The organism is Granulicella sp. L56 (assembly GCF_009765835.1).
In the GTDB taxonomy this organism is placed as follows: domain Bacteria; phylum Acidobacteriota; class Terriglobia; order Terriglobales; family Acidobacteriaceae; genus Edaphobacter.
In genome coordinates, this window is sequence record NZ_LMUS01000006.1 from 18,767 (window position 1) to 41,954 (window position 23,188).

Here is a 23,188-nt window from a genome sequence, read left to right on the forward strand (position 1 = left end):
CCTATCTCCTGATCTTTAGGCCATCATCTCGGTTCGGGGTTTTCTTATTCTCGAATGCGACTTGACAGCGCCAAGGGTATCCTCTAGAGTTTCGATTGCGGTAACGTACACGATGGATGCCCCGATTCTTTTCGTATTGATTCGATAGAGTCCCAGGCTGAAGTCTGTTACGGCCAGAATTCCGAGCAAGGAAAGCACATGGCGCACGATGAGATCGATGAGATGAAAGAGCGCCAGGAAACCTCGCCGGTCTCGAAGCTGGACCTTCCCGAAGCTCCCGCCTCTGAGCTGGGCGCCGTGAAGGCGTGGGAGCAGCCTGTAACGATGCTCACCTATAGTCCGGCTGCACCCGACCCTAACCCGCTCTTTCTGGAGAAGCGCGTCTACCAGGGCAGCAGCGGACGCGTCTATCCTCTCCCGGTAATCGACTCCATCGACACGGTGCCCCATCCTCGTGACTGGCGCGCGGTGCATATCGAAAATGAGTTCCTGCGCCTGATGGTGCTTCCCGAGCTTGGAGGCAGGATTCACGTCGGCCTCGACAAGCGCACTGGATACGACTTTTTCTATCGGCAAAACGTGATCAAGCCTGCTCTAGTAGGACTGGCGGGGCCCTGGGTGTCGGGCGGGGTTGAGTTTAACTGGCCGCAGCATCATCGGCCTGCCACCTTCATGCCGGTCGAGATAGCGATTGAACGCGAGCCGGATGGATCGGTGACGATCTGGTGCAGCGATCACGATCCAATGGAGCGCATGAAGGGCATGCATGGGATCTGTCTGCGGCCAAGTAAGGCGGTGGTTGAACTCAAGGTCCGGCTCTACAATCGCACGCTGCAGACGCAGACCTTTCTTTGGTGGGCGAATGTCGCCACCCATGTTCATGAAAAGTATCAGGCATTTTTTCCGCATGATGTTCGCTTCGCCGCCGACCATGCCAAGCGTGCCCTCACCGAATATCCACTCTGTCAGGGTGCCTATTACGGGGTGGACTATGGCGAGCGGGCGCGATGCGGGGTTCCAGAAGAGGAGAAGCCCGGTCACTTAGTTCCCGACGGCTCGTATGCTCCCAACGATCTCGGCTGGTATGCCAATATTCCTGTTCCCACCAGCTATATGATTGTGGAGTCGAAGGGCAATTTCTTTGGCGGGTACGATCACAAGCGTGGTGCAGGCACGGTGGCCTATGCCAACCACCACATCTCGCCGGGAAAGAAACAGTGGACATGGGGCAACCACGATTTTGGCTACGCCTGGGACCGTAGCCTCACGGACCATGATGGACCATATGTAGAGCTGATGTCCGGGGTCTACACCGACAACCAGCCGGATTTCTCTTTTCTCGCGCCAGGCGAGACCAAAACCTTCAGCCAGTTCTGGTACCCCATTGGCGCCATCGGCGTTCCCGATATCGCGAATCTTGACGCGGCTCTCCGTATTGAGCGGACTGACGCGGCCATTCACGTTCATCTACAGGTTACTCGCGCGCTTCCGAACGGCGTAGTTCGTCTGCGGCTTAAGGGCAAGGAGATAGGCCTCTGGCAGGGCCATGTCGATCCGTTGACACCATTGCATTACAGCGTGGACCCGAAGAATGCCGACGAAGATTTAGAGGTCACGCTGGAACAGGGTGAGGAGATTCTACTGCGCTATGCTCCAGCCGAAATTAGTCCTGTGCCCAAGCCTGAAGTTGCTACGGAGCCACCGCTGCCGCAGGATGTCGCATCGAGCGACGAACTCTTTCTCAACGGGCTTCATCTCGAACAGTACCGGCATCCAACGCGCTCGCCTGAGGATTACTGGCGCGAGGCCTTGCGGCGGGATGCGGGCGACAGCCGATGCAATCATGCGCTTGGCCGCTGGCATCTGCGGCGCGGTGAGTACAGTAAAGCCGAAGAGTTTTTGCGCACCGCAATTGCTCGTCTTACGATTCGCAATCCGAATCCATACGATGGGGAGCCTCCCTACAATCTGGGGCTCACCTTGCTCTATCAAGATCGCATCGCAGACGCATACGATGCTTTCTATAAGAGCACATGGAACGCGGCGTGGAGGGGTCCAGCCTATCATCGTCTCGCAGAGATCGATTGCAGCCGCCGCGATTGGAAGACCGCGCTCGATCACCTCGACCGTTCTCTACGTGCCGAAGCCGATAATCTGAATGCGCGCAATCTTAAATCGGTCGTTCTGCGCAAGCTGGGCCGCGACGCAGAAGCTGCCACTCTGCTTGAGTCCACGCACACTTTAGATCCACTCGACATCTTCAATCGATGGCTGATGAGCAATACCCTTCCGCTGGAGAACCAGCAGAGGCTCGATCTCAGCTTCGACCTGCTCCGCGCCGGACTGCTCGACGATGCTCTGCGCGTCCTGTCCTCCGAGCCTTCGCAGCAAAACGATGGCGCGGCTTCCCTGCTGCTCTATGCGCTGGCCGAGGCACTGCATCGGTTGAGGCGCGTGACCGAGAGCTCCGATACTTATCGACGCGCGGCGAAAGCTGACCCAACGTACGTCTTCCCCAGCCGGCTTGAAGAGATGGTGCTCCTTCAAAACGCCATCATCAGGAATCCTGACGATGCTCGCGCACCTTACTATCTGGGTAATTTTCTCTACGACCGCCGCCGTCACGAAGAGGCCATCATTCTGTGGGAGCGCGCGACCGAGCTCGATCCAACTTTTCCTACCGCATGGCGCAATCTCGGCTTCGGCTACTACAACACATTGCACGACTCCCAGCGAGCGCTGAAGGCCTTTGAACGCGCAGGCGAACTTGCGCCGAAGGATGCTCGCATCCTCTATGAACAGGACCAGCTTCTGAAGCGGACCGGCGAGTCTGTTGAACGTCGGCTTGCGATGCTCCAGGCGCAATCTGACCTCGTCGAACGTCGAGATAATCTCTCGGTCGAGCTCGCGGCGCTTTACAACAATACGGGCGCTCCAGAAAAGGCATTCGAGGTTCTGCATTCGCGGCATTTTCAACCATGGGAGGGCGGCGAAGGCCTTGTGCTGTCTGAGTATGTCCGCGCCAATATTCTGCTTGCGATCCGGTGCCTGCAAACAAAAGAAGCAGGCCGCGCGCTCGAATACCTGCGTGCCGCTGGAAATTCGCCGCCCAATCTTAACGAGGCCAAGCATTTGCTGATGAACCTGAGCATGATCGATTACTGGCTCGGCGTGTCCTATGCGGACCTGGGCGATACCTCGCAGGCGACTGCGCACTGGGAACGTGCTGCCCGCGCCCTGAGTGACTTCCAGCAGATGCAGGTGCAGACTGTCTCCGACACCACGTACTGGAGCGCGATGGCGCTTCGCCGCCTCGGCCGCGAGAACGAAGCGAAGGCGCTGTTCCAACGCATCTTCGACTATGCGTGCGCGCTCGAACAGCAGACGCCCACCATCGATTACTTCGCCACATCCCTTCCCGCGATGCTGCTCTTCGATGAAGATCTGTCGAAGCGTCAAACTACGGCAGCGCGGTTTCTGAAAGCACAGGCACTGCTCGGCATGGGAGACGAGCGCGCAGGCCTCGATCTCCTCTCGCAGGTTCATGCGATGAACAACAGCCACTCCGGGGCAATCGACTTGCTCAAGAGCTACGAGAGTCAGGGTCGGTAAGCCCATGCATGGACCTATCCTCGCAGACACATCGCACGCAACGAGCAGCAAAGCCGAAGTAACGGGATACGTCTGGGGGATTGCCGTGGCTGCCGCTCTCGGGGGGCTGCTCTTCGGCTATGACTGGGTAGTGATCGGGGGAGCGAGAGAGTTCTACGAGGTCTACTTCCACCTCATCTCCGCCGCACTGGTAGGCTGGGCGAATAGTTGCGCTCTTCTCGGTTGCCTCCTGGGATCCATCGCCGCCGGCTCTCTCGCGGATAGGTATGGCAGACGCAGAGTTCTTCTGATCTCGGCCGTGCTCTTTGCGATTTCCTCGATCTTCACGGGATGGGCACATTCCTTTACCAGCTTCATCCTCTGGCGAATCCTCGGTGGAACGGCTATCGGCCTTAGCTCCAATGTCTCCCCGCTTTATATCGCCGAGATCAGCCCTGCCGCCATTCGTGGCCGCCTTGTCAGCCTCAACCAGTTCGCAATCGTCGTCGGCATCCTTCTGGCCCAGGTGGTTAATTGGCGCATCGCGCGTCCCGTTGTCGCAGGACTTACAGCCACCGCTCTCTTTCATACCTGGAACGTGCAACTCGGATGGCGGTGGATGTTTATCGCCGTCGCGATTCCCGCCATCATCTTTACCATCACGTCGCTCTTTATCCCCGAGAGTCCGCGTTGGCTGCTTACGCGGGGACGGGATATTGACGCCCAACGCGTGCTTCGGCAGATCGGCGGCACAGCCTACGCCTCTGCCGAGGTTGCAAGCATAAAAAGCTCGCTGACCACTGAGGCCGCAGCCGAGGCGTCTTCATGGCGTGAGCTCTTCCGCCCCAACCTGCGCCGCATCGTATTGATCGGGGTTGCGCTCGCTGTACTGCAGCAATGGACGGGCATCAACATTCTGTTCAACTACGCCGCGGAGGTCTACCGTAGCGCCGGTTACGGTGCCAACGACATATTTCTCAATATCGTCATTACGGGGGCCATCAATCTGGTCTTCACCATACTGGCCATGCTTCTGGTTGACCGTGTTGGCCGACGGCCGATGATGATCTTCGGCTGTATTGGCATCGGCGTCTCCCATCTTCTCTGTGCGTGGGCCTATCGTGCAGGATGGCCCTCCAGCGCCGTGCTGGTGCTCACGCTCAGCGCAATCGGTTGCTACGCGCTCACGCTGGCTCCTGTGACCTGGGTGCTCATATCGGAGATCTTCCCCAATCGAATACGCTCGCATGGCGTCTCAGCCGCGGTCAGTGCGCTTTGGATCGCTTCGTTCCTCCTTACCTATTCGTTCCCGTTCCTCGATCACAGCGTCGGATCCAGCGGCATCTTTCTTGGGTACGGAGTCATCTGTATTGCTGGCTGCGTGTTCGTCGCCTTGACCGTTCCTGAGACGAAGGGCCGCTCGCTCGAGCAGATCGAATCCGGGATTGCGGGATAGTCATTCCCTCACTCGAAAGATATCGAGCCACCAAGTTCAAAACAACTCATAGGGTGAGACAATTTGTAGCGAAGCAGACACCCTATCGCGCAGGTTGACAAGATGCTGGACGGAGCAGGAAACGCTGGAATCAAGGACATTGCAAAGGCGCTGAAGGTGTCCATTGGAACCGTGGACCGCGCCCTGCACAGCCGCGCGGGCGTGAGCGAGGCCACCAAGGCCCGCGTTCTGCAGATGGCCGATCAGCTTGGATATAAGCCCAACCTTGCAGCACAGGCGCTCAAACTAAACCGCCGCCTGTCCATCGGCGTAGTCCTTCCGAAACACATCTCGCACTTCTTCGATCCTCTTCGCGAGGGGATTCGCGCCGCTGCCAGCAATATGGTTGGCATGCAGATCAATCTTGAGTTTCACGAATATCCGCGCATCGGCTCCGGGGACGCGGAAGCTATTGAAGACGCACTGCGACAGCGCTATGACGGCATGATTTTTCTCCCCGGCGACACCCGTAAGTTCGATCCGCTGATTCGCAAGCTCTCGCGGAGCGGCACAGCGATGATGTGCGTAGGAAGCGATGCGCCCAATACCGAACGTGTCGGTTCCGTTGCCGTTCATGCCTATATCAGCGGAGCGGTAGCAGCCGAGTTGCTAGCGCACAAGCTCACGCGCAAAGCGAATGTGGCCGTCTTCAGCGGAGAATTGTTCACGCTCGACCATGCGGAAAAGCTCCGTGGCTTTGCTGCCACCCTCGCCGTGCAGGCGCCTCATCTGACACTACTATCCGCGCTGGAAAGCCATGAGCGCCCTAAGGAAGCTTACCGGCAGGCAATGTCGCTGATGCAGGGTAAGGACCGTCCCGAGGGCCTTTACCTCAGCACCGCGAACAGCATGCCAGTGCTGAAGGCACTCGACGAGCTCAACCTGCTCGGCAAAACTCAGGTCGTCACGACGGACCTCTTTCAGCAACTGGTTCCATTGATTGAGTTCGGCAAAGTTCTCGCCACCATGTATCAGCGTCCATATACACAGGGCAAAATCGCCTTTGAAAATCTCGTCGCCTATCTCATGAAGGAGACTACCTCGCATACGGCGGTGCGCCTTCCGCCACATGTAGTCTTCCGCAGCAATCTTCCGCTGTTCTCCAGCCACATCATCGATACCGACGAAGAGCTGGAGACGGAACTGCGCGCCGTCTAGTACAGACAGCGCACATGCATCGTCAGTGTGCCCGCAGAGGAACGAAGCGAATCGCGCATCCGCCGCCCGCGGCCAGTTTCAAGGTAAGCGTCTGTCCCTTGCGCACGGTTTCCTTGCGAATAGCGACATGCTTTGGGTTCGTATCCGCATCGGCCCCGTCTGCGTAGATCTCCGCCGTATACTGTCCAGCGCCCAGAAAGCTGAGCGGCACCTGCAGCGTTCTTTGCGTCCAGTTGGTGATGCTGCCCAGATACCACTCATTGTCATGCTGTCGCGCAATCGTCATGAACTCGCCCGGCGTTCCATTGAGTACATGAGTGCTGTCCCACGATGCAGGCACATCCTTGATGAATTGAAAAGCTGGCTGGCCTGCATACATCTGAGGACTGTCGGAGACCATCTGAATCGGCGTCTGAAAGACAACGTATAATGCAAGCTGCTGTGCGCGCGTACCCATCACCATGGGATTGGTATTTTGCGCGATATAACCATCTTCGGTCGCGTTATTGAAACCGCCAGGCGTATAGTCCATCGGCCCGGCGAGCAGACGGGTAAAGGCGAAGACCGTGCGATCCACCGGGCTATCGCGACGGCCAACCTTGTTGTTCTCCATTCCCAGAACACCCTCGTAGCTCATCACATTGGGATAAGTCCGTTCAAGTCCCCATGGTGTGCGCGTGCCATGAAAATCCACCATCAGGTGATGCTCTGCGGCTGTCCGCGCAACATCGTAATAAAACTTGATGCCGGTCTGATCGTCACGATTGATGAAGTCAATCTTGATGCCCGCAACGCCCCATTTCTCATAAAGAGGAAACGCCTCGTTCATCTGCTTCATCACCGATTCGGAGTAGCACCAGATCCACACCTTTACATTCTTTGTCGCTGCATAACGCACAAGCTCCGGAACGTCGATCTTCCCGTTCAACTGTGTGATGTCGCGGCCTGACCAGCCTGCATCGAGCATCATGTATCGGAAGCCGGACTTCGCTGCGAAATCGACATAATGCTTCATGTTCGCCGTCGTAAAAGCAGGCGTGCCATTTTCGTCGACGTCGTTCACCCACCAGTTCCAAGAGGCGTTGCCTGGATGAATCCAGCTTGTGTCTTCAACCCGACTCGGTGGATTCAGATCGTACTGCAGGGTCGACTCGACCAGTCGTCCTGGATCGTCAGCGATCGCCAACACCCGCCATGCGGAGTGGTGCGGGAGTGTACCTTCTACCGCATACTCGGGGTGATCCACACTCGGAGCTATCTCCGATACCAGCCAGTGCCCTGCCCAGTTTCCCGAGGGATTCGTAACATACATCGAGCTGTTGCCTTCGAGATCCGCCTCCGTCAACGACAACCAAGCCACGCCAGGCTCGTGCATCAGCAGAGGAAGGCCGATCAGAAATTTGCTGGATACGCCGCCCTGGTTGCTCAACGCCGAGGTGGGCAGCTTTACATATTCGCTCTCGTAGCTGCTGCGGTAGCTTGGCAACGCAAGCAGCCAGTCGGTTGCATCGGTAGTAAGACGAAACTCCGTATCTTCCTGCCGCAGATGAAATTGATTATTCCCGCCCTGCGAAGGAAGGAGATAGCGAAAGGCGATGCCGCTGTTGTAGGCGCGTGCCTCAATATCGATGCCACGAGCCGCCGCACCGCTTTCAACCGCATGAACAACGACGCTGTTGTAGACATCGTGGACCTTACTGATCTTCTGATTCTGCAAAACATAGTCGTCCACGCCCTGTCCGGGATCGCTGCCCGTAATATGCACCTTCGATCCCAACGCCGGAAGATCGCCCAATTGCAACGAAAGTCCAGACTCATCGAGCACCGGCTTGCCGTGAAACTGAACGGAGTACACCAGCCTGCCATCACCCGCAGTAGAGGTCTTGTCCGATCTGGTCATGAACTGAACCAGAATCTGATGATCTGGTGAGGTCAGCGTTGTGGGCGATGGCTGCCCGTTCTGTGCGAAACAAGATCCAGTGCAGGTAAACGCAAAAGCGGCAGCAATCACAAGGCTCGTCTTCAACATGTCTTCCTTTCACCTCGACTGGAGGTGCGTTAGAGCTTCGAAAAAGTCGGAGTCAATTCCCTGTCTCGTCTTTTGAAGCCGCGACAGGGAGATACATCAGAAGTGATAACGAAGAGCAAGCTGGAAGAACCGCGCATCGAGCGTATTGTTCTGGAAGGTCTTTGGCCCGGTAATCAGTCCTGCCTGCGTGTTGATGGTTGTGTTGGCCGGGTTTGCCAGCGTGGGATGGTTGAGCACGTTGAAGCCGTCCGCCCGGAACTGTAGATATTGTTCTCTCCATGTCGTGAAGTTTTTGAAGATCGACATGTTGACACCATAGTAGCCCGGCCCGTACATCGTATTCTGTTTGCCGCCGAGTAGTTTGATTGCTGTAGCTTCGTCAGTCACCGGCGCCGCATACTGGCACGGACCAGGCGCATTGGGATTCGTAGAGCCGACCGGCTGGCCAACATTGCAGATTTGATATCCCGGAAGCGGATTAGCAAAGGAACAAGGGTTGAACCAGTTCTCCCTTGTCCGCGTCTGCGTCGGGCAGGTATAGCCAGCCAGACTGGGGTTGTTGGCCACGTCGGGCGTTCCGCCAATCGCATACGGATCGCCCACCTGGAACGGACGAGCGCTACCTCCCGCTGCCGTTGATTGCGTTTGCTGTGCCGTAAACGGCGTGCCGCTCTGTGCGACCCAGGTCGCGCTTGCAGACCAGCCGCCAGCGAGTTCATTCAAAACACCGGGGCGATCGAGATGCTCGCGCCCTACACCGAAGGGAAGCTGATAGTTGCCGTTCAGCGTGAAGCGATTGCGCACGTCGTATACCGAATTGGTGAACTCGTCGATGAACGGAATCAGAACCATGTTGCGGTCGCCGATTGCAGTCGACAGTCCGCCCGCAGAGCTGGTGTCATCCAGCGCATGCGCCCAGGTATAGGTCGTGAGAAAGCTGAGGCCGTTCGAGAGCCGCTTCTCCACCTTGGTCTGAAGAGAGTTGTAGGTGCTCACGCCCCCGAAGTGAATGGTCCCGATACCGCTGAGATCAGGAAACGGTTGATAGAGCTGGGTGTTTGTGCCCGGAGCATACAGCCCACGCACCGTATTGGGATCGTAGTACGTCGAAAGATGCCGCGACTCATTGCCGACGTAGCTGATCGTTGCCGCCATGCTCTGCGTCATCTGCCGTTGAAACGAAAGGTTGTAATTTTCGGTATACGCCGTCCGTATATTCGAATCGATCGCATGAACACCCGGCCGCGAAACGGCATTGAGGAATCCAGAGGCAAACTCAGCGGACTCTCCACTCTCCAGCGTGATGCCGTTCGATTGGCAATTGCCCGGCGAGCAGCCCTGGTACACCACATTCAACTGACCGCGGAAGGGAAAGTTATCGCCCAGATTGCTGCCGCCCTGACTCTCCAGACCGCCATAGAAGAGACCGAAACCCGCACGGAGGGCCGTCTTCGGATCGAGCTGATAGGCAATCCCCAGCCGTGGAGCAAAGTCGGTCAACTGCGCGGTTGCCAGACGTTCATTGTTGCTATACGAGATGCCAATATTGTCCTGGGCGAGGATGCCAGGATATTTCGTACCAAGATCCAGCTTGCCCTCAAGCTGCTTCGGAAACACCAGCGTTCCACTGCCGGTCCCAAAGCCGAGGTTGCCGGGAACGAAGTTCTCCTGGCTGTGAGAATTTTCCTTGTAGGGTTGATAGTACTCATAACGAAGTCCCAGGTTCAGCGTCAGGCGCGGCGTGACCTTCCAGTCATCCTGAAAATACGCGGCGTCGTACCACTGTGCATCGTTCACATTCGGAGCTGTAGAAAGCGCCGAGGTGTCCATCTGGTCGGCAAGAAAGTCCGCGGTACCCGCTCCTGTATTTGCGGTTCCAGGCTGTCCAGTGAACACGCCCGTAAAGTAGTAGTTGCCCAAAGACGAAGGCGCATAGCGATAGAAGAAGCGAATCGCCTGTAATGAAACGCCCGCCCGCAGACTGTGCCGTCCGACCGTCTTCGAGACATTGTCGAGAATCTGGTAGACGTTCTGCGATTCATTCGAGGTCCCCTGCGATCCCCAGTTGCTCAAACCATAGACGATGCCTAAAGGAAGTCCGCCTTCGTTGGGGGTGAACGGAATCCCGCCCAGTCCAAGAGTCGGCGCTAAATTCACATTTGCGTTCGGCTGCAGGAAGGAGAACCGTCCTGCATTGAAACTGAACCGAAACTCGTTGGAGAAGCCAGGCGTGAAAAAATGCGTCTCGCTGAACATGAAGTTCTGTGCAAGATCGACATCGTACTCCCCGCCATAGCCACTGCCGTCGAGTATCGGGCCGAGCGGCGGCGTGTTGACCGTGATGACGTGGTTGTAGCTGTATCGCGCATACGCCTGATCCATCGAGCTGATGTTCCAATCGATACGCTGATCCCATTGGATGGTGTTGTTATGAGTGGGCGAGTTCACGATGTAGTTATTCGTCGTCTTCCCTCCACTCTGTTGGCCCGCTGACCATCCATTCGCATTCGGCAACGGGTAAAGATTCAGAATTCCCTTCGCGACCGCATTAATCTGGCCGGGGCACATCACATTATTCTGCCCATTGCAGACGAGTTCGTTGCCCGCCCCGCCGCCTGAGTTCGGCTGGTAAAGCTGAACCTTCGATCCGTTCAGATTAGCGTCCAACAGCTCGGTAAAGTTCCCCTGGCGCATCAACGGCGTCGGAACCGTGTAGGTTCCGGTATTGCTATACGCGATTCGATTGGCCTCAATATCACCGAAGTAGAAGAGGTGGTTCTTGAGAAATGGGAAACCCAGTGTCCCACCAAACTGATTCTCGTGATATGCCGGAATCGTGAGCGCATTCCAGTTCTTCGCATCCAGCTTCGTGTTGCGGAGATACTCCCACACGCTGCCGTGGATCTGGTTCGTCCCGGACTTGATGCTGGCGTTCACGACCGCACCAGCGGAGTGTCCGAACTCCGCGCTGAAGCTGCTGGTCTGCACTGCGAACTCGGCAAGAGCATCGGGCGGAGGCCGCACCACATAGCTCTGACCATTGAGGAAGTCGACGAGATTGGTATTGTTGTCGACACCATCGAGGATGAAGTTGTTCTGTTCGGCACGCTGGCCGTTCGCCACAAAATCCCCACTTCCCGATCCGCGCGTATTGCCGAACGGAGGAGCCACACCTGCCGTCAATTGCGTAATGTAGACAAAGTTGCGCCCGTTCAACGGAGTGTTATCGATCGTGTGCGCGCTGAAGACCTGCTGTACCGAGCCGTCGCCCGTCTGCAACAAGGGCGCAACTGTACTTACCGTCACCGTCTCCGACACCGTACCTGGCTTGAGCGCAAGGTTCACCGCGACGCGTGTCTGGATGTCGACACGCACATTGCTGTCGGTTACGGTTGCAAAGCCGCTCGCTGTGGCCGAGACACTGTAGTTGCCGATCTTTACCGGAGCAATGACATACACGCCAGCGCCGTTCGTATTCGCATGGAGCCTCAGGCCGGTATCAAGGTTGGTCACCGTAACATCTGCGTTTGGAATCGCAGCTCCCGTGGTGTCCTTGATGTATCCGGTGATTGCTCCTTGGTCCGCCTGGCCAAAGCAGCTTACCGGGAACACGCATTGCACCGCCAACGCCACGAGCGTGAAGATTAAAGCAGCTTGGGACAACTTCCTCCGTAGTGTGTTCAGCATCTTTTACCTCTTTCCCTCGAACGGTCCACCTGAAGGGCCAGGAGTCCATTCGTTTTCGACGAGGAGGGCGCAAGGTGTCAGGTTGAGTCGAGTCATTTTTATTGTGTACGTTACCGGAACCAAACGGTAAGCTTTGCCACCACGGGTTGTCAAGAGCAATTTCGATGATGATTCAGGGGAGGCGCATCAATCGTTCTTCGTTGGATATGCCCGAAGCAAACGACAAACCGATAACATCCGACGCCATCACTGCGCATACCATTCGGACGAATAGACTTCATGTATTGACTGAATGGCTCCATCGTATGCATTCGCTTTCTGCCTCTTTGCACTCGTTTCTACGTCTCTGGCGCAGAGCTAGACGTAACGCATTAACAATCGTTGCCGTCATCCGCTTATTCAGTCACTCCTGCGGGATAAGGTCCTCCCTATTCTCCTGATTGGACATCATAAATAGGTGCGAATAGCAATCGTTACCGTGTGTACGTTACCGTTATCAGTGCAAGCTTGTCTACAAGCCCTTTGGAGTTCTGCAGCGAAGACGTGAGCAGGTCAATGACAATTGCTGGCAATGATCGTCGGAGCGCCTCGCTCAGGTCCAGAACATGAATGCAGCCATTCCATGCGCCGCATTTCTTTCTACGCATTTCAGTGAGGCTTAAGGTTGTACGTCTAGCCTGCGGTATATGGGCCGGCCTAATCGAAAGCTGCTTATCTTTGCTGTGATCGTTGTTATCTTCCTTGGCACCGGCGTCATTCAAGCAGCCGCGCAGGAGGTAGCGCCTGCCAACGCAACAGTGGCGATCTCGCTGGACGAAGCGATCCGCCGAGCCCAGCAGAATGAACCCTCTTTCGCTAACGCGGTGGCGGCGCAGAAATCGGCAACCATTGATCGTTATCTTGCAAAAGCTGCTCTGTTGCCCTCCGTCACGTATCACAACCAGGTGCTTTATACGCAGCCTTACGGGCAGACGAATCAAGGCGGACAGGTTGGGGTGCAATCATCTCCAGTTTTCATTGCGAACAATGCAGTTCACGAATACACCAGCCAGGCATCGATCAACGAGACCGTTGGGCTGAAGCAATTCGCAGACGCTCGCATCGCTTCTGCAAATGCAGCACGCTCTTCCGCAGAACTGGAAATAGCACGGCGTGGACTCATCGCGGCTGTTGTCAGCCTGTACTATTCAGTATCGGCTTCCGAAATGAAACAGCACCTGGTTGCGGAAGCCTTCCAGGAAGCACAAACGTTCACCGATCTGACGCAGAAACGCGAAGTGGCGCGGGAGGTCGCGCACGCCGATGTAGTCAAGGCACAGTTGCAGCAACAGCAGCGTCAACGTGACCTCAGCGACGCTACCTTAGCGGCGGAAAAGGCACGGCTAGAACTTGCCGTACTTCTCTTTCCTGATCCGCGGAACCCCTACTCCACAGAAGCGCCCGGAGCCGCAGCACAACTCCCAACGAGAGATGAAGTGAACAGACTTGCTTCGACCAGCAATCCTGAGATTCGGAGCGCGCTGGCCGATGTGCAGGCCAGCAATGCGCAAGTTACTTCAGCCAGGGCGGCCTATTTGCCTGATCTTGCGTTGAACTTAAGCTACGGCATCGATGCGCCGCAGTTTGCGAAACGCGGCCCCGACGACGTGCGGAATCTGGGTTATTCCATCAGCGGGACGCTCGACATTCCGGTATGGGACTGGTTCTCAACCCAGAAACGCGTGAAGCAGAGCGAGATTCGCCGCGATGTCGCAAAAGTCGCGCTAACGGCATCCCAGAGGAGGTTCATTGCAACGCTGGATGAGGCTTACGACGAGGCCGCAGAATCGCAAAATCAGAGGGACCTCCTTGACGAGAGCGTTCAAACGGCAGCAGAGAGTCTAAGACTGACAAAGCTGCGTTATTCGAATGGCGAATCAACTGCGCTTGAAGTCGTAGACGCTCAGAATTCATATCTTTCCGCAGAGACTGCGCAAGCGGATGGCATCGTTCGCTACCAGACTGCCTTGGCGGGACTGCAAATACTGACGGGAGCATTGTGAGCGCAAACTTGATCTCTTTTCGACAATCAATAAGCCGCAGATATGGAATACCGTTTACGGGCATATTTATCTGTGTTCTGTTTACGCAGGCATGCAAAAAGTCCACTACCGCTGATGTGACGGCGCTTGTGACGGTGCAGGCAGCGCGTCCAGAGATGGGAACGATATCCGAGCAGATTATGTCCGATGCGGTTCTGTCACCGCTCGCCCAGGCGGCTATCTCTCCGAAGATTACAGCCCCGGTCCGTGCCTTCTATGTCCAGCGAGGCTCGAAGGTGAAGGCAGGGCAACTGCTCGCGGTGCTTGAGAATCATGATCTAGCGGCCCAGGCGCTCGACAGCAAAGGGCAATATTCGGCGGCGCAGGCGGCTTTCGATATGCAAACGAAGGCGCAAGCTCAGGAAGATTATCGCAAGGCCGAACTGGACGTGGCGCAGGCAAAGGCGCAGCTTGAATTGCAACGTCAGATTGTATCCGCAAGACAAAAACTTTTTGCAGAAGGCGCAATCGCCGGAAGAGACTATGATACGGCGGCGGCCGCTCTCGTGCAGACACAAGCAACATATGACATCGCACGAAACCATTTGGATTCTTTGAAAGCGGTGAGTCGAGCAGCGATGCTTCAGCAGGCGCAGGGACAACTCGCTTCCGCCAAAGGGAAATACCTTGCGTCAGAAGCCCAGGTCGGGTATTCCGAGGTTCGGAGTCCAATCACAGGAGTCGTTACAGATCGCCCGCTCTTTCCGGGTGAAACCGCTAACTCTGGAAGTCCACTTATCACTGTGATGGATACATCCTTCCTGCTTGCAAAGGTCCATCTATCACAGACGCTTGCACAGCGACTGAAGGTTGGAGATGAAGCTTCGGTTATGGTTCCCGGAGTGGATGATCCAGTTCCCGCAAAGATCTCCCTTATCAGCCCTGCGCTCGACCCGGGAAGCACAACGGTGGAGGTATGGATCCGTGTCGACAATAGCACTGGAAGGTACAAGGCCGGCACCTCGGCAAGAGCTTCGATCAAGGGAAGGACAGCGGTCAACGCAATCAAGGTGCCATTGTCGGCAGTGCTTACGGCTCAGGATGATTCAAAATCCGTCATGGTGATGGGTGCAGATGGTGTTGCTCACAGACGAGTTGTACAGTTGGGAATCAGCGATGGGGATGATGTTCAGATAGCGCAAGGATTGAATGGATCGGAGACTGTCATCACGACAGGTGCTTACGGCCTGGACGATGGTACGAAGGTGAAGATCGGTAAAGCTGGAGATGACGACAAGGCAGAGGGAGAGACGAAGTGATGGAACAGGCTTTGCCCCTCCGCACAGAAAATACCTTTTGGCTTGTTCGTTATCGAGGTCCGATTTGTTTCTTCCTCATCGTCCTCTCGCTTGCCGGTATCTATGCAGCCAAACAAACCCCGCTCTCAGTTTTTCCCGAGACTAACTTCCCGCGCGTGGTGATCGGCGTAGACAACGGCGTGATGCCGGTCGAACAGATGCAGGTGACGATCACCAAGCCGATTGAAGACGCAATCAATGCGGTTCCCGGTCTGGTCACGGTGCGCTCCACAACAAGCCGCGGATCGGCTGAAATCAGTCTGTTCTTCAGTTGGAACGTTGACATGTATCGAACGCTTCCACTGGTGGACGCAGCTATCAGCAAAGTGCGGCCGACTCTTCCGAATACCGCAACTATCACCACGAACCGGCTTACATTCGCCACTTTTCCAATTCTTGGTTACAGCCTCACGTCAGACCGGCTTTCGCAAACACAGCTTTGGGAACTGGCGACCTATCAACTCAAGCCGCCTCTGAACCGGGTGGCAGGTGTAAGCACAATCACTGTGCAAGGCGGCCAGATACCTGAGTTCCATATCGTGCCCAATATGGCGCGTATGCAGACAGCCGGTGTGACGATTCTCGATCTCGTGAATTCGGTACAGGCGTCGAACATTGTTGACTCTCCGGGACTTTATGAAGCAAATCACCAGTTGATCCTCGGCCTTGTTGGAGCGCAGGCGCACGACGCCGAACAGCTTGGCCATCTGGTTGTGAAGACAACGACAGGTGGCACGGCCGTCCGCATCTCAGACGTAGCAACGGTTCAACCTGGAGTCCTGCCCACCTATACCGCAGTCACAGCGAACGGCCATCCGGCAGTTCTTCTAAACGTAGCCCGTCAGCCCTCCAGCAATACGGTAGCTGTAGCCGATGCTGTTGCGGCGCAGGTTCAACAGCTCCGCAAGGCGCTTCCCGCGGGCGTGCGATTCGAACCCTACTATGATCAGTCGGAGCTTGTGCGCGAAAGCATTCGGAGCGTCCGCGACGCCATACTTATTGGCCTTATCCTGGCATGCGTCATCTTGTTTCTGTTTCTTGGCGACTGGACTTCATCGATTGTCGCCGGCCTGGTCATTCCTGTAACGGTAGCTCTCACCATCCTTCTCCTGTGGACAATTGGAGAGAGCTTCAACCTGATGACTCTCGGCGGCCTTACGGCTGCGATCGGCCTGGTCATCGACGATGCGATTGTGGTCGTCGAGAACATCGTCCTGCATCGAGATAAGGGTGAGACCCGCGTCCATGCAGTCCGTTTAGCGCTACGCGAGATTGCCGCGCCTCTTGTCGGATCGACCATCACGCCCGTCGTCGTCTTCTTGCCGCTTATCTCGGTCACAGGGGTCACCGGAAGTTTCTTCCGCGCGCTTGCCATCACGATGACAATCGCGCTACTGACCTCGCTGCTTCTTGCTGTTACCTGGACTCCTGTGCTCAGTCTTATTTTCCTGCGCGAGAACAAGGGTACAGCGAGCAAATCGCAGGAAGATCATGGGCGTGTCATGCGCACAGTGCTGCATTGGCATGAACGCGTTCTGGGTTGGTCACTTCGTCGCCCATTGATGCTTCTGGGGCTCTGCGCGCTTTTGATCGCCGGAAGCTGGTTTTCCTATCACGCACTTGGATCGGATCTTCTGCCGGAGATGGACGAAGGCGGATTTATTCTCGATTACATTATGCCGGCGGGCAGCTCGCTCTCTGAAACCAACCGTGTACTGGAGCATGTGGACCACATCCTTCACAGCATCCCCGAGGTCGAGAGCACGTCGCGACGAACCGGCCTGCAAATGGGACTGGCAGCGGTCACGGAAGCCAACACCGGGGACATTACGGTGAAGCTGAAAAGCAAGCGCCGCCGGGGCATCGATGAAGTCATTAAAGAAGCGCGCAGCCAGATTCGAAAAACTGAGCCGGAGCTGGATGTGGAGTTCACGCAAGTTCTCCAGGACATGATCGGAGATCTGTCGAATGCGCCAGAGCCAATTCAGATCAAAGTCTTTGCCAACGATCCCGCGTTGCTGGCTGACCTCGGCCCCCGCATCGGGGATGCCATTAGCAAGATCAATGGCGTCGTCGACGTCGAGAACGGAATTGACAATACGATTAGCGGCCCTGCAACCAACTTTCAGATCGATCCTGTGGTTGCTGGGCGAATGGGATTCACGCCTTCAGAAATTGCCGAGGACGCAACCTCGATTCTGGACGGTGTGACTACAACCGATCCGCTGATTGCGAATGGGAGGCCCTACACCATTCGCGTCCGCCTGGGAGACGAGACGCGGCGGTCTTTGGACACCATTGAGAACACAGTATTCAACAGCTCGACCGGCAAGCTGGCGACACTGGGAGCCCTGGCTCAGGTGACCCAACTGCCTCCACAGAACGAAATCAAGCGCGAGAACCTTCAGCAGCTCATTACAGTCACGGCGAGGCTTGAAGGCTCCGATCTTGGAACCGCAATCGCTGAGGTTCAACGTAGGGTCAATGCAATGCACCTGCCTCCCTCGATAAGAGTTGAATACGGCGGAACTTATCAGGAGCAACAGCAATCCTTCCATGAGCTACTGCGGGTTCTCCTCTTATCTCTGGCACTTGTCTTCGGCGTGCTGCTGGCTGAGTTCCGCAACTTTTCCGCGCCGGTTGCCATTCTCACTTCGTCTGTACTTTCCATTGCAGGTGTGGTCTTTGCACTGCTTGTTACCGGTACGACCTTCAACGTTGCGTCGTTTATGGGACTCATTATGGTCATTGGCATCGTGGCAAAGAACGGCATTCTGCTCCTCGATGCGGATGAACGATACCGCTATGAAGGCGCCTCCGCTGGTGAAGCCATGATGAGTGCTGCGCAACGGCGTCTGCGTCCCATCCTTATGACCGCATGTGCGGCGATCTGCGGCATGTTGCCACTCGCGTTTGCGCTCGGCTCCGGATCGCAGATGCTTCAGCCGCTTGCTATTGCTGTGATCGGCGGACTTAGTATTTCGATGGTCTTGAGCCTGATTGTCACTCCGGTGATCTACTACCTGCTTACGAGGGATAAGCTCTACAAAGCATAAGAGGCCAGCGATCATGGACCGCAGGCCTCCTATAGTTAGTTCCTGGCTAACGGCTACCGTTCCACTACGATGATCTCAAAAGTATCCGGGACTATGCTCGGGCGAGGATGCGGATGGTCTTCTGTTGCCTGCGGAGCGGCCCCAAACTGCGCCGTCACCAGGTAGACACGCCCCGTGGAACCGTCGATTGCCATGGTTCGGGCACCTTTGGCCGTCTTTAATGTCTGTAGAACCGGAAATCCAGGCTTCGCAGCATTCACGATGGTGAGTGTGCCATCGCCATTGGAAGAGAAGGCTAAATCATGCTTTGCATCAAAGCCAGCGGCATCGGGCGAGTCGCCAATTGCGGCCGTTCCCAGTTGCTTGCCCGTGGTGTAATCGACGATGGCCATCTTACCTCCATCGCACACGGAAAAGAGCAGATGCGTAGTGCGGTCGATTGCCATGCCGGAGGGAGACTCGCAATCCTGCAATGGCCATGTGGCCACAATCGCATGACTTGCAGCATCCAGCTTTACAATTTCATTCTTGTCCTCAATATTGTCAAACACGTTTCCATGTCCATCTGTCTGAGCGAATTCCGGCTTGCCGGGCAGCGCTACAGTGGCGATGACAGCATTGGAAGGGGTGTCCAACACCGTCACGTCTTTGCTGCGACCATTGAATGCCCAAACGGTCTTCGTCACTGGCTCAAATGTGATGCCGTCAGGATTTGTGCCAGCAGGAATTTTAGCTTGGATAGCGAGGTCTGCGCGATTGAAGACAACGATGACATTTCCAGCGCCATCACTGATATAGCCGGTCTTCCCATCGGGGTTGAGCGCCACACCATGTGTGCTCTTTAGCCCTGTGATCGCGCCTACAGGCTTGCCGGTAGAACTATCCACGACCTCGACGCGCGAGTTGTGTGCGATATAGAGCCGGTGTGCTGCATTGTCGCTGAGCAGGTAGTCCCAACCACCCTGCCCACCAAGCTTCCATCGATCGGCAATGTGATAGGTCTGTGCAGCAGACACTGCTGCAACTGAGAGAAGGATCGCTGCGACTGCTCCTTGATATGGGCGCATAAGAACTCCTGTAGAGATTCGGCATGACTGCCGGTCTCCGTAGTGTCTCTATTACACCTTAAGAAGCGCTGAAGGCATGAAAACAGGCGCCAAAGGCTCCGCTGGAAGCTTCACGGTAACCAGCGCTCCGCCTTCAGTCCTATTCTCGATTTGAATCGAACCTCTCGCTCGCTCACAGATCGCCTTGCAGATGGAAAGCCCCAACCCCGTGCCTCCGCTCTTTCTGCTTCGTGATGGGTCGCCCCGATAAAAGGGTTCAAAGACATGTGCGCGATCTTCATCGGAAACGCCCTCGCCCTGGTCCTCAACCGTTAGCATGGCTCCGTCGTTGGTAGTCATTGCAATTCGGACAACACTCCCATGAGGGCTATGCTGCAGCGCATTCAGCAAAATATTGGAGCATAGAAGAAGCGCATCGCGGCTATCGATTGGTACTTTCGTATCAACGGCACATTCGACGATCACTTCAATTGCTTTCAGTTCGGCTAAAGGCTTGCTTTGATGCACCGCATCCTCAATGGCACCTCGCAATGAACAGTACTCCAGTAGGGTCCCTGAACGCTTGATCTCGCGTGGTTGCTCCAATCGTGCCAGAGTGAGCATTTTCTGTACCGTCATCTCCAGGCGAGTAAAGTCCTCCAGACTGAGTGCCAAACCCTGGCTATACTCTTCTACCGTACGCTTGCGCATCGATAACAGTTGCAGCGATGATTTGACGATTGCCGCGTCCGTCTTCAGTTCGTGCGCAGCATCATTCGTAAATCGCTTCTGCTGTTCGAACGAGCGTTGCAGGCGTGCGAGTGCGGCTTCCAAAGCGGCGACAAGAGGCCGTAGCTCAACTGTTTCTTTTGCGCTTGTTGGCGCCTCAAAGTGCCAATCATGCGAATTGATCCGCTCTGCTTCGCGCGCAAGTTCAGTGACCGGGAACAATACTTCCCGTACCGACCATGCCATAGTGAGGGCCGTAACGCTTAGAAGGATAGCCGTCGCAATTGCAAAGAAGCGAATCGATTCAAGAACTTCATGCCAAACATGGCCGACTGGAGTTCCATAGGCGATCGTGATGTTGTGCGGAGTCCCGCCATTCGGCTCATCCGGGTCTACGACCCGAAGACCATGCCGAACGAGGAACCGATAACTTCGCCCTTTTATTGTCACATCGTGGAAAGCATGTTTCCAAGATGACGATAACTCCAACTGTGGGAGCTCACCTGCAGACCCGAGCACTCTGCCGCGTTCATCCTCGACAAGAAAGACGGATTTCCTGTCGAGATGCACTTCGCGCATATTGAGCATAACGTTGTCGCCTTTATCCTCTGCATCCTGAACCGCACCCATCAGAGACTCGGCGCTCACTTCAAGAGACGAATCGAAGGCCTTTAATTGCACATGCCGCTCGTGTATGGTGATCGCGCCAATCAGGACTATTGCAGATAGAAGTTCCAAAATGAGAACGGTGCAGGTAAGCCTGCGCGTGATGGAGATGGATTTTGTCATGACGCAGCGGTCTCCTCGCGGAGGCGATATCCGCGATGCCGCAGGGTCTCGATTAGCGGTTCAGTGCCCGCAATGTTCAACTTTCTTCGCAAGTTCGAGACGTGCGCTTCGATCACATTGGAATGATGCTCCCAATCAAAGTCATAGAGATGTTCCAGCAGCTCTTGCTTGGAAACAACTGCGCGAGGCCGGTGAATGAGGTATTCGAGGATGCGGTACTCCGTTGGCGAGAGATCGAGAAATTGACCGCGCCGTCGAACCGTTTGCTGGATGGTGTTCAACTCCACATCCGATACCGTCAGTACCGGAGTAGAAACACCCTTCGCACGTCGGATGAGGGCCTTGATTCGGGCAAGAAGCTCACCCAGATCGAATGGCTTGCTGAGATAATCATCGGCCCCCGCATTCAGCAAACTTATAATGGACTCTGTGCCTTCTTGCGCCGTAAGAATAAGGACTGGAGTGTGAAGTTTTTGTCGACGTAGGTCCCTGAGAACCTGCTGGCCGCTCTTCCCGGGCAACATCAGATCGAGCACGATGGCATCATGAATACCTTGTTCAGCAAGATGCGAACCTGCTTCTCCATCAGGAGCATGATCTACCGCCAGTCCCGTTTCGCGCAGGGCAGCAACGATGTTTTCAGCAAGTCGCTGCTCGTCTTCAATCAGGAGTACACGCATATGCAGTGGCTTTGAGTATTGTCTCAAGCGTGGCTTAACCCTGGCTGAATTTCTTTAACTACAGACCAAGGCCCTGTACCTTCCGCCACACTTATCGCTCGCGGCTCGACAAGACGGGCGTTCGGATGAAGGTGCAGCAGGAGTTGATGCGTCACACCTCTATCCAGACGACGATGAGTGTCTACGGAAGGGCGATCACAGACTCGAACCAAAGCTAACAGTCAGGTTGTGGGGCTGGTATTTGGCGAAAATCTAAGGTGCGAAGGGGTGACTTAAATGCTGATAGTCCTTCAAAGAAGAAGGACCGTCAGGATGGGACATTTCCGATTGGGACAATGGGGACTTGCTTGAGAGATCTAAGTCTGTAACCTATTGATTCTATGATTGCGGGGTAGGATTTGAACCTATAACCTTTGGGTCGTTAGTGGCACAAATTTAGTATTATCAATGAGTTGCATGGAATAGTCGGTAGTTTTAAAAAGAGCTCTAAGTTGTTGGAAATGAGTGTAGCACGTTGATATTTTTGGTTGAAATTGGGTTGGAACGCCACCGTCTAACAGAAGTCTGGGTGGTGATGGGATATGTCTGCGAAACGTTAGCGCAATTTTGACGCAACACAAATGCGCCTATATCCTCACAGGTATGCGTCTAGGATCGGCTGGCCTTATAATGGAAGTAGTTCTTTGACAGCGCTGCATTATGCAACGCTCGAAGCTGCTCCACCACGTGGGGGCGTCATGGTTTCGACGGGGTTGCTTGTGGCAGAGAGGCATGCCGGGGTGTGGACACCCGTAATCGCTCACAAAACTATAAGTGCCGAACCTCAATTCGCGCTTGCTGCTTAATAATTAAGTAGCCGATTGCTTCCGCTTCGCCTACGGGCGGATACCAATCGTCGCACAGTAGGCTGGTCAAAGCTGTTCCGTCTGGACGGCAATGACGAGATCGATCAGGCTGGTCGGTGTCGCGTCTTCGCCCGTTCTAAGCGCCACTGACGAGACAAAGATGAACGTGGAAAAGCATGAATGCTCTCTGTTGGAAGTTTCTTCGGACGGGAGTTCGATTCTCCCCGCCTCCACCAACTTCTTTATTTTCATCTACGATATGGCTTGTCGTTTCCCACCTCTTCGCTAGACTCAGACCTCAAAATTCGGTGTCATGCCCATGTAGTGGCCATGACCGAGAGTGTTCCGATACAGGTAAAGGTGTAGACATTCGGCGGCGGTCGTTTGGCAGTGCGACTGGTGGGCGCGCCGGGCTTCCCGTCCTGAGCAGGTCACCTTGGGGTATCTGGTAGGATTTTTATCGCCGATGATCTGGCAGCAATAAATGTTCACGGCGAATTCAAGGATGCTCTTGCGGATTTGAACGCTCATACGGACGACTAGAAATTTAGCGATCTAATGGGTGTGGTGATGTCGAAGGGACTGGGCAGCATTCGAACTGAAGATGTACTGGGCGCCGTAGCATGGCTTGCACGGTAGCAAGAGGTGAATCCGCACGAAATCGATACCTGGGTGAAGGCTCTTCGGGCGCAGTGCTATTGCAC

11 protein-coding genes and 1 other RNA gene are annotated in these 23,188 nt (G+C 55.5%); 7 read left to right on the forward strand and 5 right to left on the reverse strand.

From position 1 onward, the window contains the following. Window positions 1-198: 198 nt before the first annotated feature. The 3 genes from GSQ81_RS07965 to GSQ81_RS07975 all read left to right on the forward strand — a co-directional run bounded on the left by GSQ81_RS07965 (window position 199) and on the right by GSQ81_RS07975 (window position 6,244). On the forward strand, window positions 199-3,612 hold the full coding sequence (locus GSQ81_RS07965) for a DUF5107 domain-containing protein (RefSeq protein ID WP_158910257.1): 3,414 nt from the start codon (window positions 199-201) through the stop codon (window positions 3,610-3,612). Window positions 3,613-3,616: 4 nt separating this feature from the next. Further along, window positions 3,617-5,047, forward strand: coding sequence for a sugar porter family MFS transporter (locus GSQ81_RS07970; RefSeq protein WP_158910258.1), 1,431 nt, complete (start codon window positions 3,617-3,619; stop codon window positions 5,045-5,047). Between the two features lie 102 nt (window positions 5,048-5,149). Beyond that, window positions 5,150-6,244, forward strand: coding sequence for a LacI family DNA-binding transcriptional regulator (locus GSQ81_RS07975; RefSeq protein ID WP_158910259.1), 1,095 nt, complete (start codon window positions 5,150-5,152; stop codon window positions 6,242-6,244). Between the two features lie 22 nt (window positions 6,245-6,266). Here GSQ81_RS07975 and GSQ81_RS07980 read toward each other — a convergent pair whose 3' ends face one another. After that, window positions 6,267-8,273: a glycoside hydrolase family 97 protein gene (locus GSQ81_RS07980; RefSeq protein WP_158910260.1), complete on the reverse strand. Its 2,007-nt coding sequence runs from the start codon at window positions 8,271-8,273 to the stop codon at window positions 6,267-6,269. Between the two features lie 96 nt (window positions 8,274-8,369). Continuing rightward, window positions 8,370-11,960: a TonB-dependent receptor gene (locus GSQ81_RS07985; RefSeq protein ID WP_158910261.1), complete on the reverse strand. Its 3,591-nt coding sequence runs from the start codon at window positions 11,958-11,960 to the stop codon at window positions 8,370-8,372. A gap of 686 nt (window positions 11,961-12,646) precedes the next feature. Between GSQ81_RS07985 and GSQ81_RS07990 the strand changes: the two genes are divergently transcribed. The 3 genes from GSQ81_RS07990 (at window position 12,647) to GSQ81_RS08000 (ending at window position 18,395) form a co-directional block, all read left to right on the forward strand. Continuing rightward, entirely contained in the window at window positions 12,647-14,002 is a 1,356-nt protein-coding gene (locus GSQ81_RS07990; protein WP_158910262.1) for a TolC family protein, read from the forward strand. Between the two features lie 155 nt (window positions 14,003-14,157). Beyond that, window positions 14,158-15,300: an efflux RND transporter periplasmic adaptor subunit gene (locus GSQ81_RS07995; protein WP_158910263.1), complete on the forward strand. Its 1,143-nt coding sequence runs from the start codon at window positions 14,158-14,160 to the stop codon at window positions 15,298-15,300. Continuing rightward, a complete protein-coding gene (locus tag GSQ81_RS08000; RefSeq protein WP_158910264.1) occupies window positions 15,300-18,395 on the forward strand; it encodes an efflux RND transporter permease subunit in 3,096 nt (1,031 codons plus the stop codon). Before GSQ81_RS07995 ends, GSQ81_RS08000 begins: the two co-directional genes overlap by 1 nt. A gap of 53 nt (window positions 18,396-18,448) precedes the next feature. Here the strand turns inward: GSQ81_RS08000 and GSQ81_RS08005 are convergent, their stop codons facing one another. From GSQ81_RS08005 to GSQ81_RS08015, 3 genes are read right to left on the reverse strand one after another with little or no spacing between them, the layout of a single operon-like run. Beyond that, the gene (locus GSQ81_RS08005) at window positions 18,449-19,462 is read right to left on the reverse strand and encodes a YncE family protein (RefSeq protein ID WP_158910265.1); all 1,014 of its coding nucleotides are present in this window, start codon (window positions 19,460-19,462) and stop codon (window positions 18,449-18,451) included. A 51-nt stretch (window positions 19,463-19,513) separates the two neighbouring features. Next, on the reverse strand, window positions 19,514-20,959 hold the full coding sequence (locus GSQ81_RS08010) for a cell wall metabolism sensor histidine kinase WalK (RefSeq protein ID WP_158910266.1): 1,446 nt from the start codon (window positions 20,957-20,959) through the stop codon (window positions 19,514-19,516). Beyond that, on the reverse strand, window positions 20,956-21,639 hold the full coding sequence (locus tag GSQ81_RS08015; RefSeq protein ID WP_158910267.1) for a response regulator transcription factor: 684 nt from the start codon (window positions 21,637-21,639) through the stop codon (window positions 20,956-20,958). Before GSQ81_RS08015 ends, GSQ81_RS08010 begins: the two co-directional genes overlap by 4 nt. A 728-nt stretch (window positions 21,640-22,367) precedes the next feature. Between GSQ81_RS08015 and ssrA the strand changes: the two genes are divergently transcribed. Then, window positions 22,368-22,720: a transfer-messenger RNA gene (ssrA, locus tag GSQ81_RS08025) on the forward strand. Window positions 22,721-23,188: the final 468 nt, after the last annotated feature.

Coding starts and splice junctions, on each gene's coding strand:
- GSQ81_RS07965 (WP_158910257.1), top strand. CDS start 199: ATGGCGCACGATGAGATCGATGAGATGAAAGAGCGCCAGGAAACCTCG.
- GSQ81_RS07970 (WP_158910258.1), top strand. CDS start 3,617: ATGCATGGACCTATCCTCGCAGACACATCGCACGCAACGAGCAGCAAA.
- GSQ81_RS07975 (WP_158910259.1), top strand. CDS start 5,150: ATGCTGGACGGAGCAGGAAACGCTGGAATCAAGGACATTGCAAAGGCG.
- GSQ81_RS07980 (WP_158910260.1), bottom strand. CDS start 8,273: ATGTTGAAGACGAGCCTTGTGATTGCTGCCGCTTTTGCGTTTACCTGC.
- GSQ81_RS07985 (WP_158910261.1), bottom strand. CDS start 11,960: ATGCTGAACACACTACGGAGGAAGTTGTCCCAAGCTGCTTTAATCTTC.
- GSQ81_RS07990 (WP_158910262.1), top strand. CDS start 12,647: ATGGGCCGGCCTAATCGAAAGCTGCTTATCTTTGCTGTGATCGTTGTT.
- GSQ81_RS07995 (WP_158910263.1), top strand. CDS start 14,158: ATGGGAACGATATCCGAGCAGATTATGTCCGATGCGGTTCTGTCACCG.
- GSQ81_RS08000 (WP_158910264.1), top strand. CDS start 15,300: ATGGAACAGGCTTTGCCCCTCCGCACAGAAAATACCTTTTGGCTTGTT.
- GSQ81_RS08005 (WP_158910265.1), bottom strand. CDS start 19,462: ATGCGCCCATATCAAGGAGCAGTCGCAGCGATCCTTCTCTCAGTTGCA.
- GSQ81_RS08010 (WP_158910266.1), bottom strand. CDS start 20,959: ATGACAAAATCCATCTCCATCACGCGCAGGCTTACCTGCACCGTTCTC.
- GSQ81_RS08015 (WP_158910267.1), bottom strand. CDS start 21,639: ATGCGTGTACTCCTGATTGAAGACGAGCAGCGACTTGCTGAAAACATC.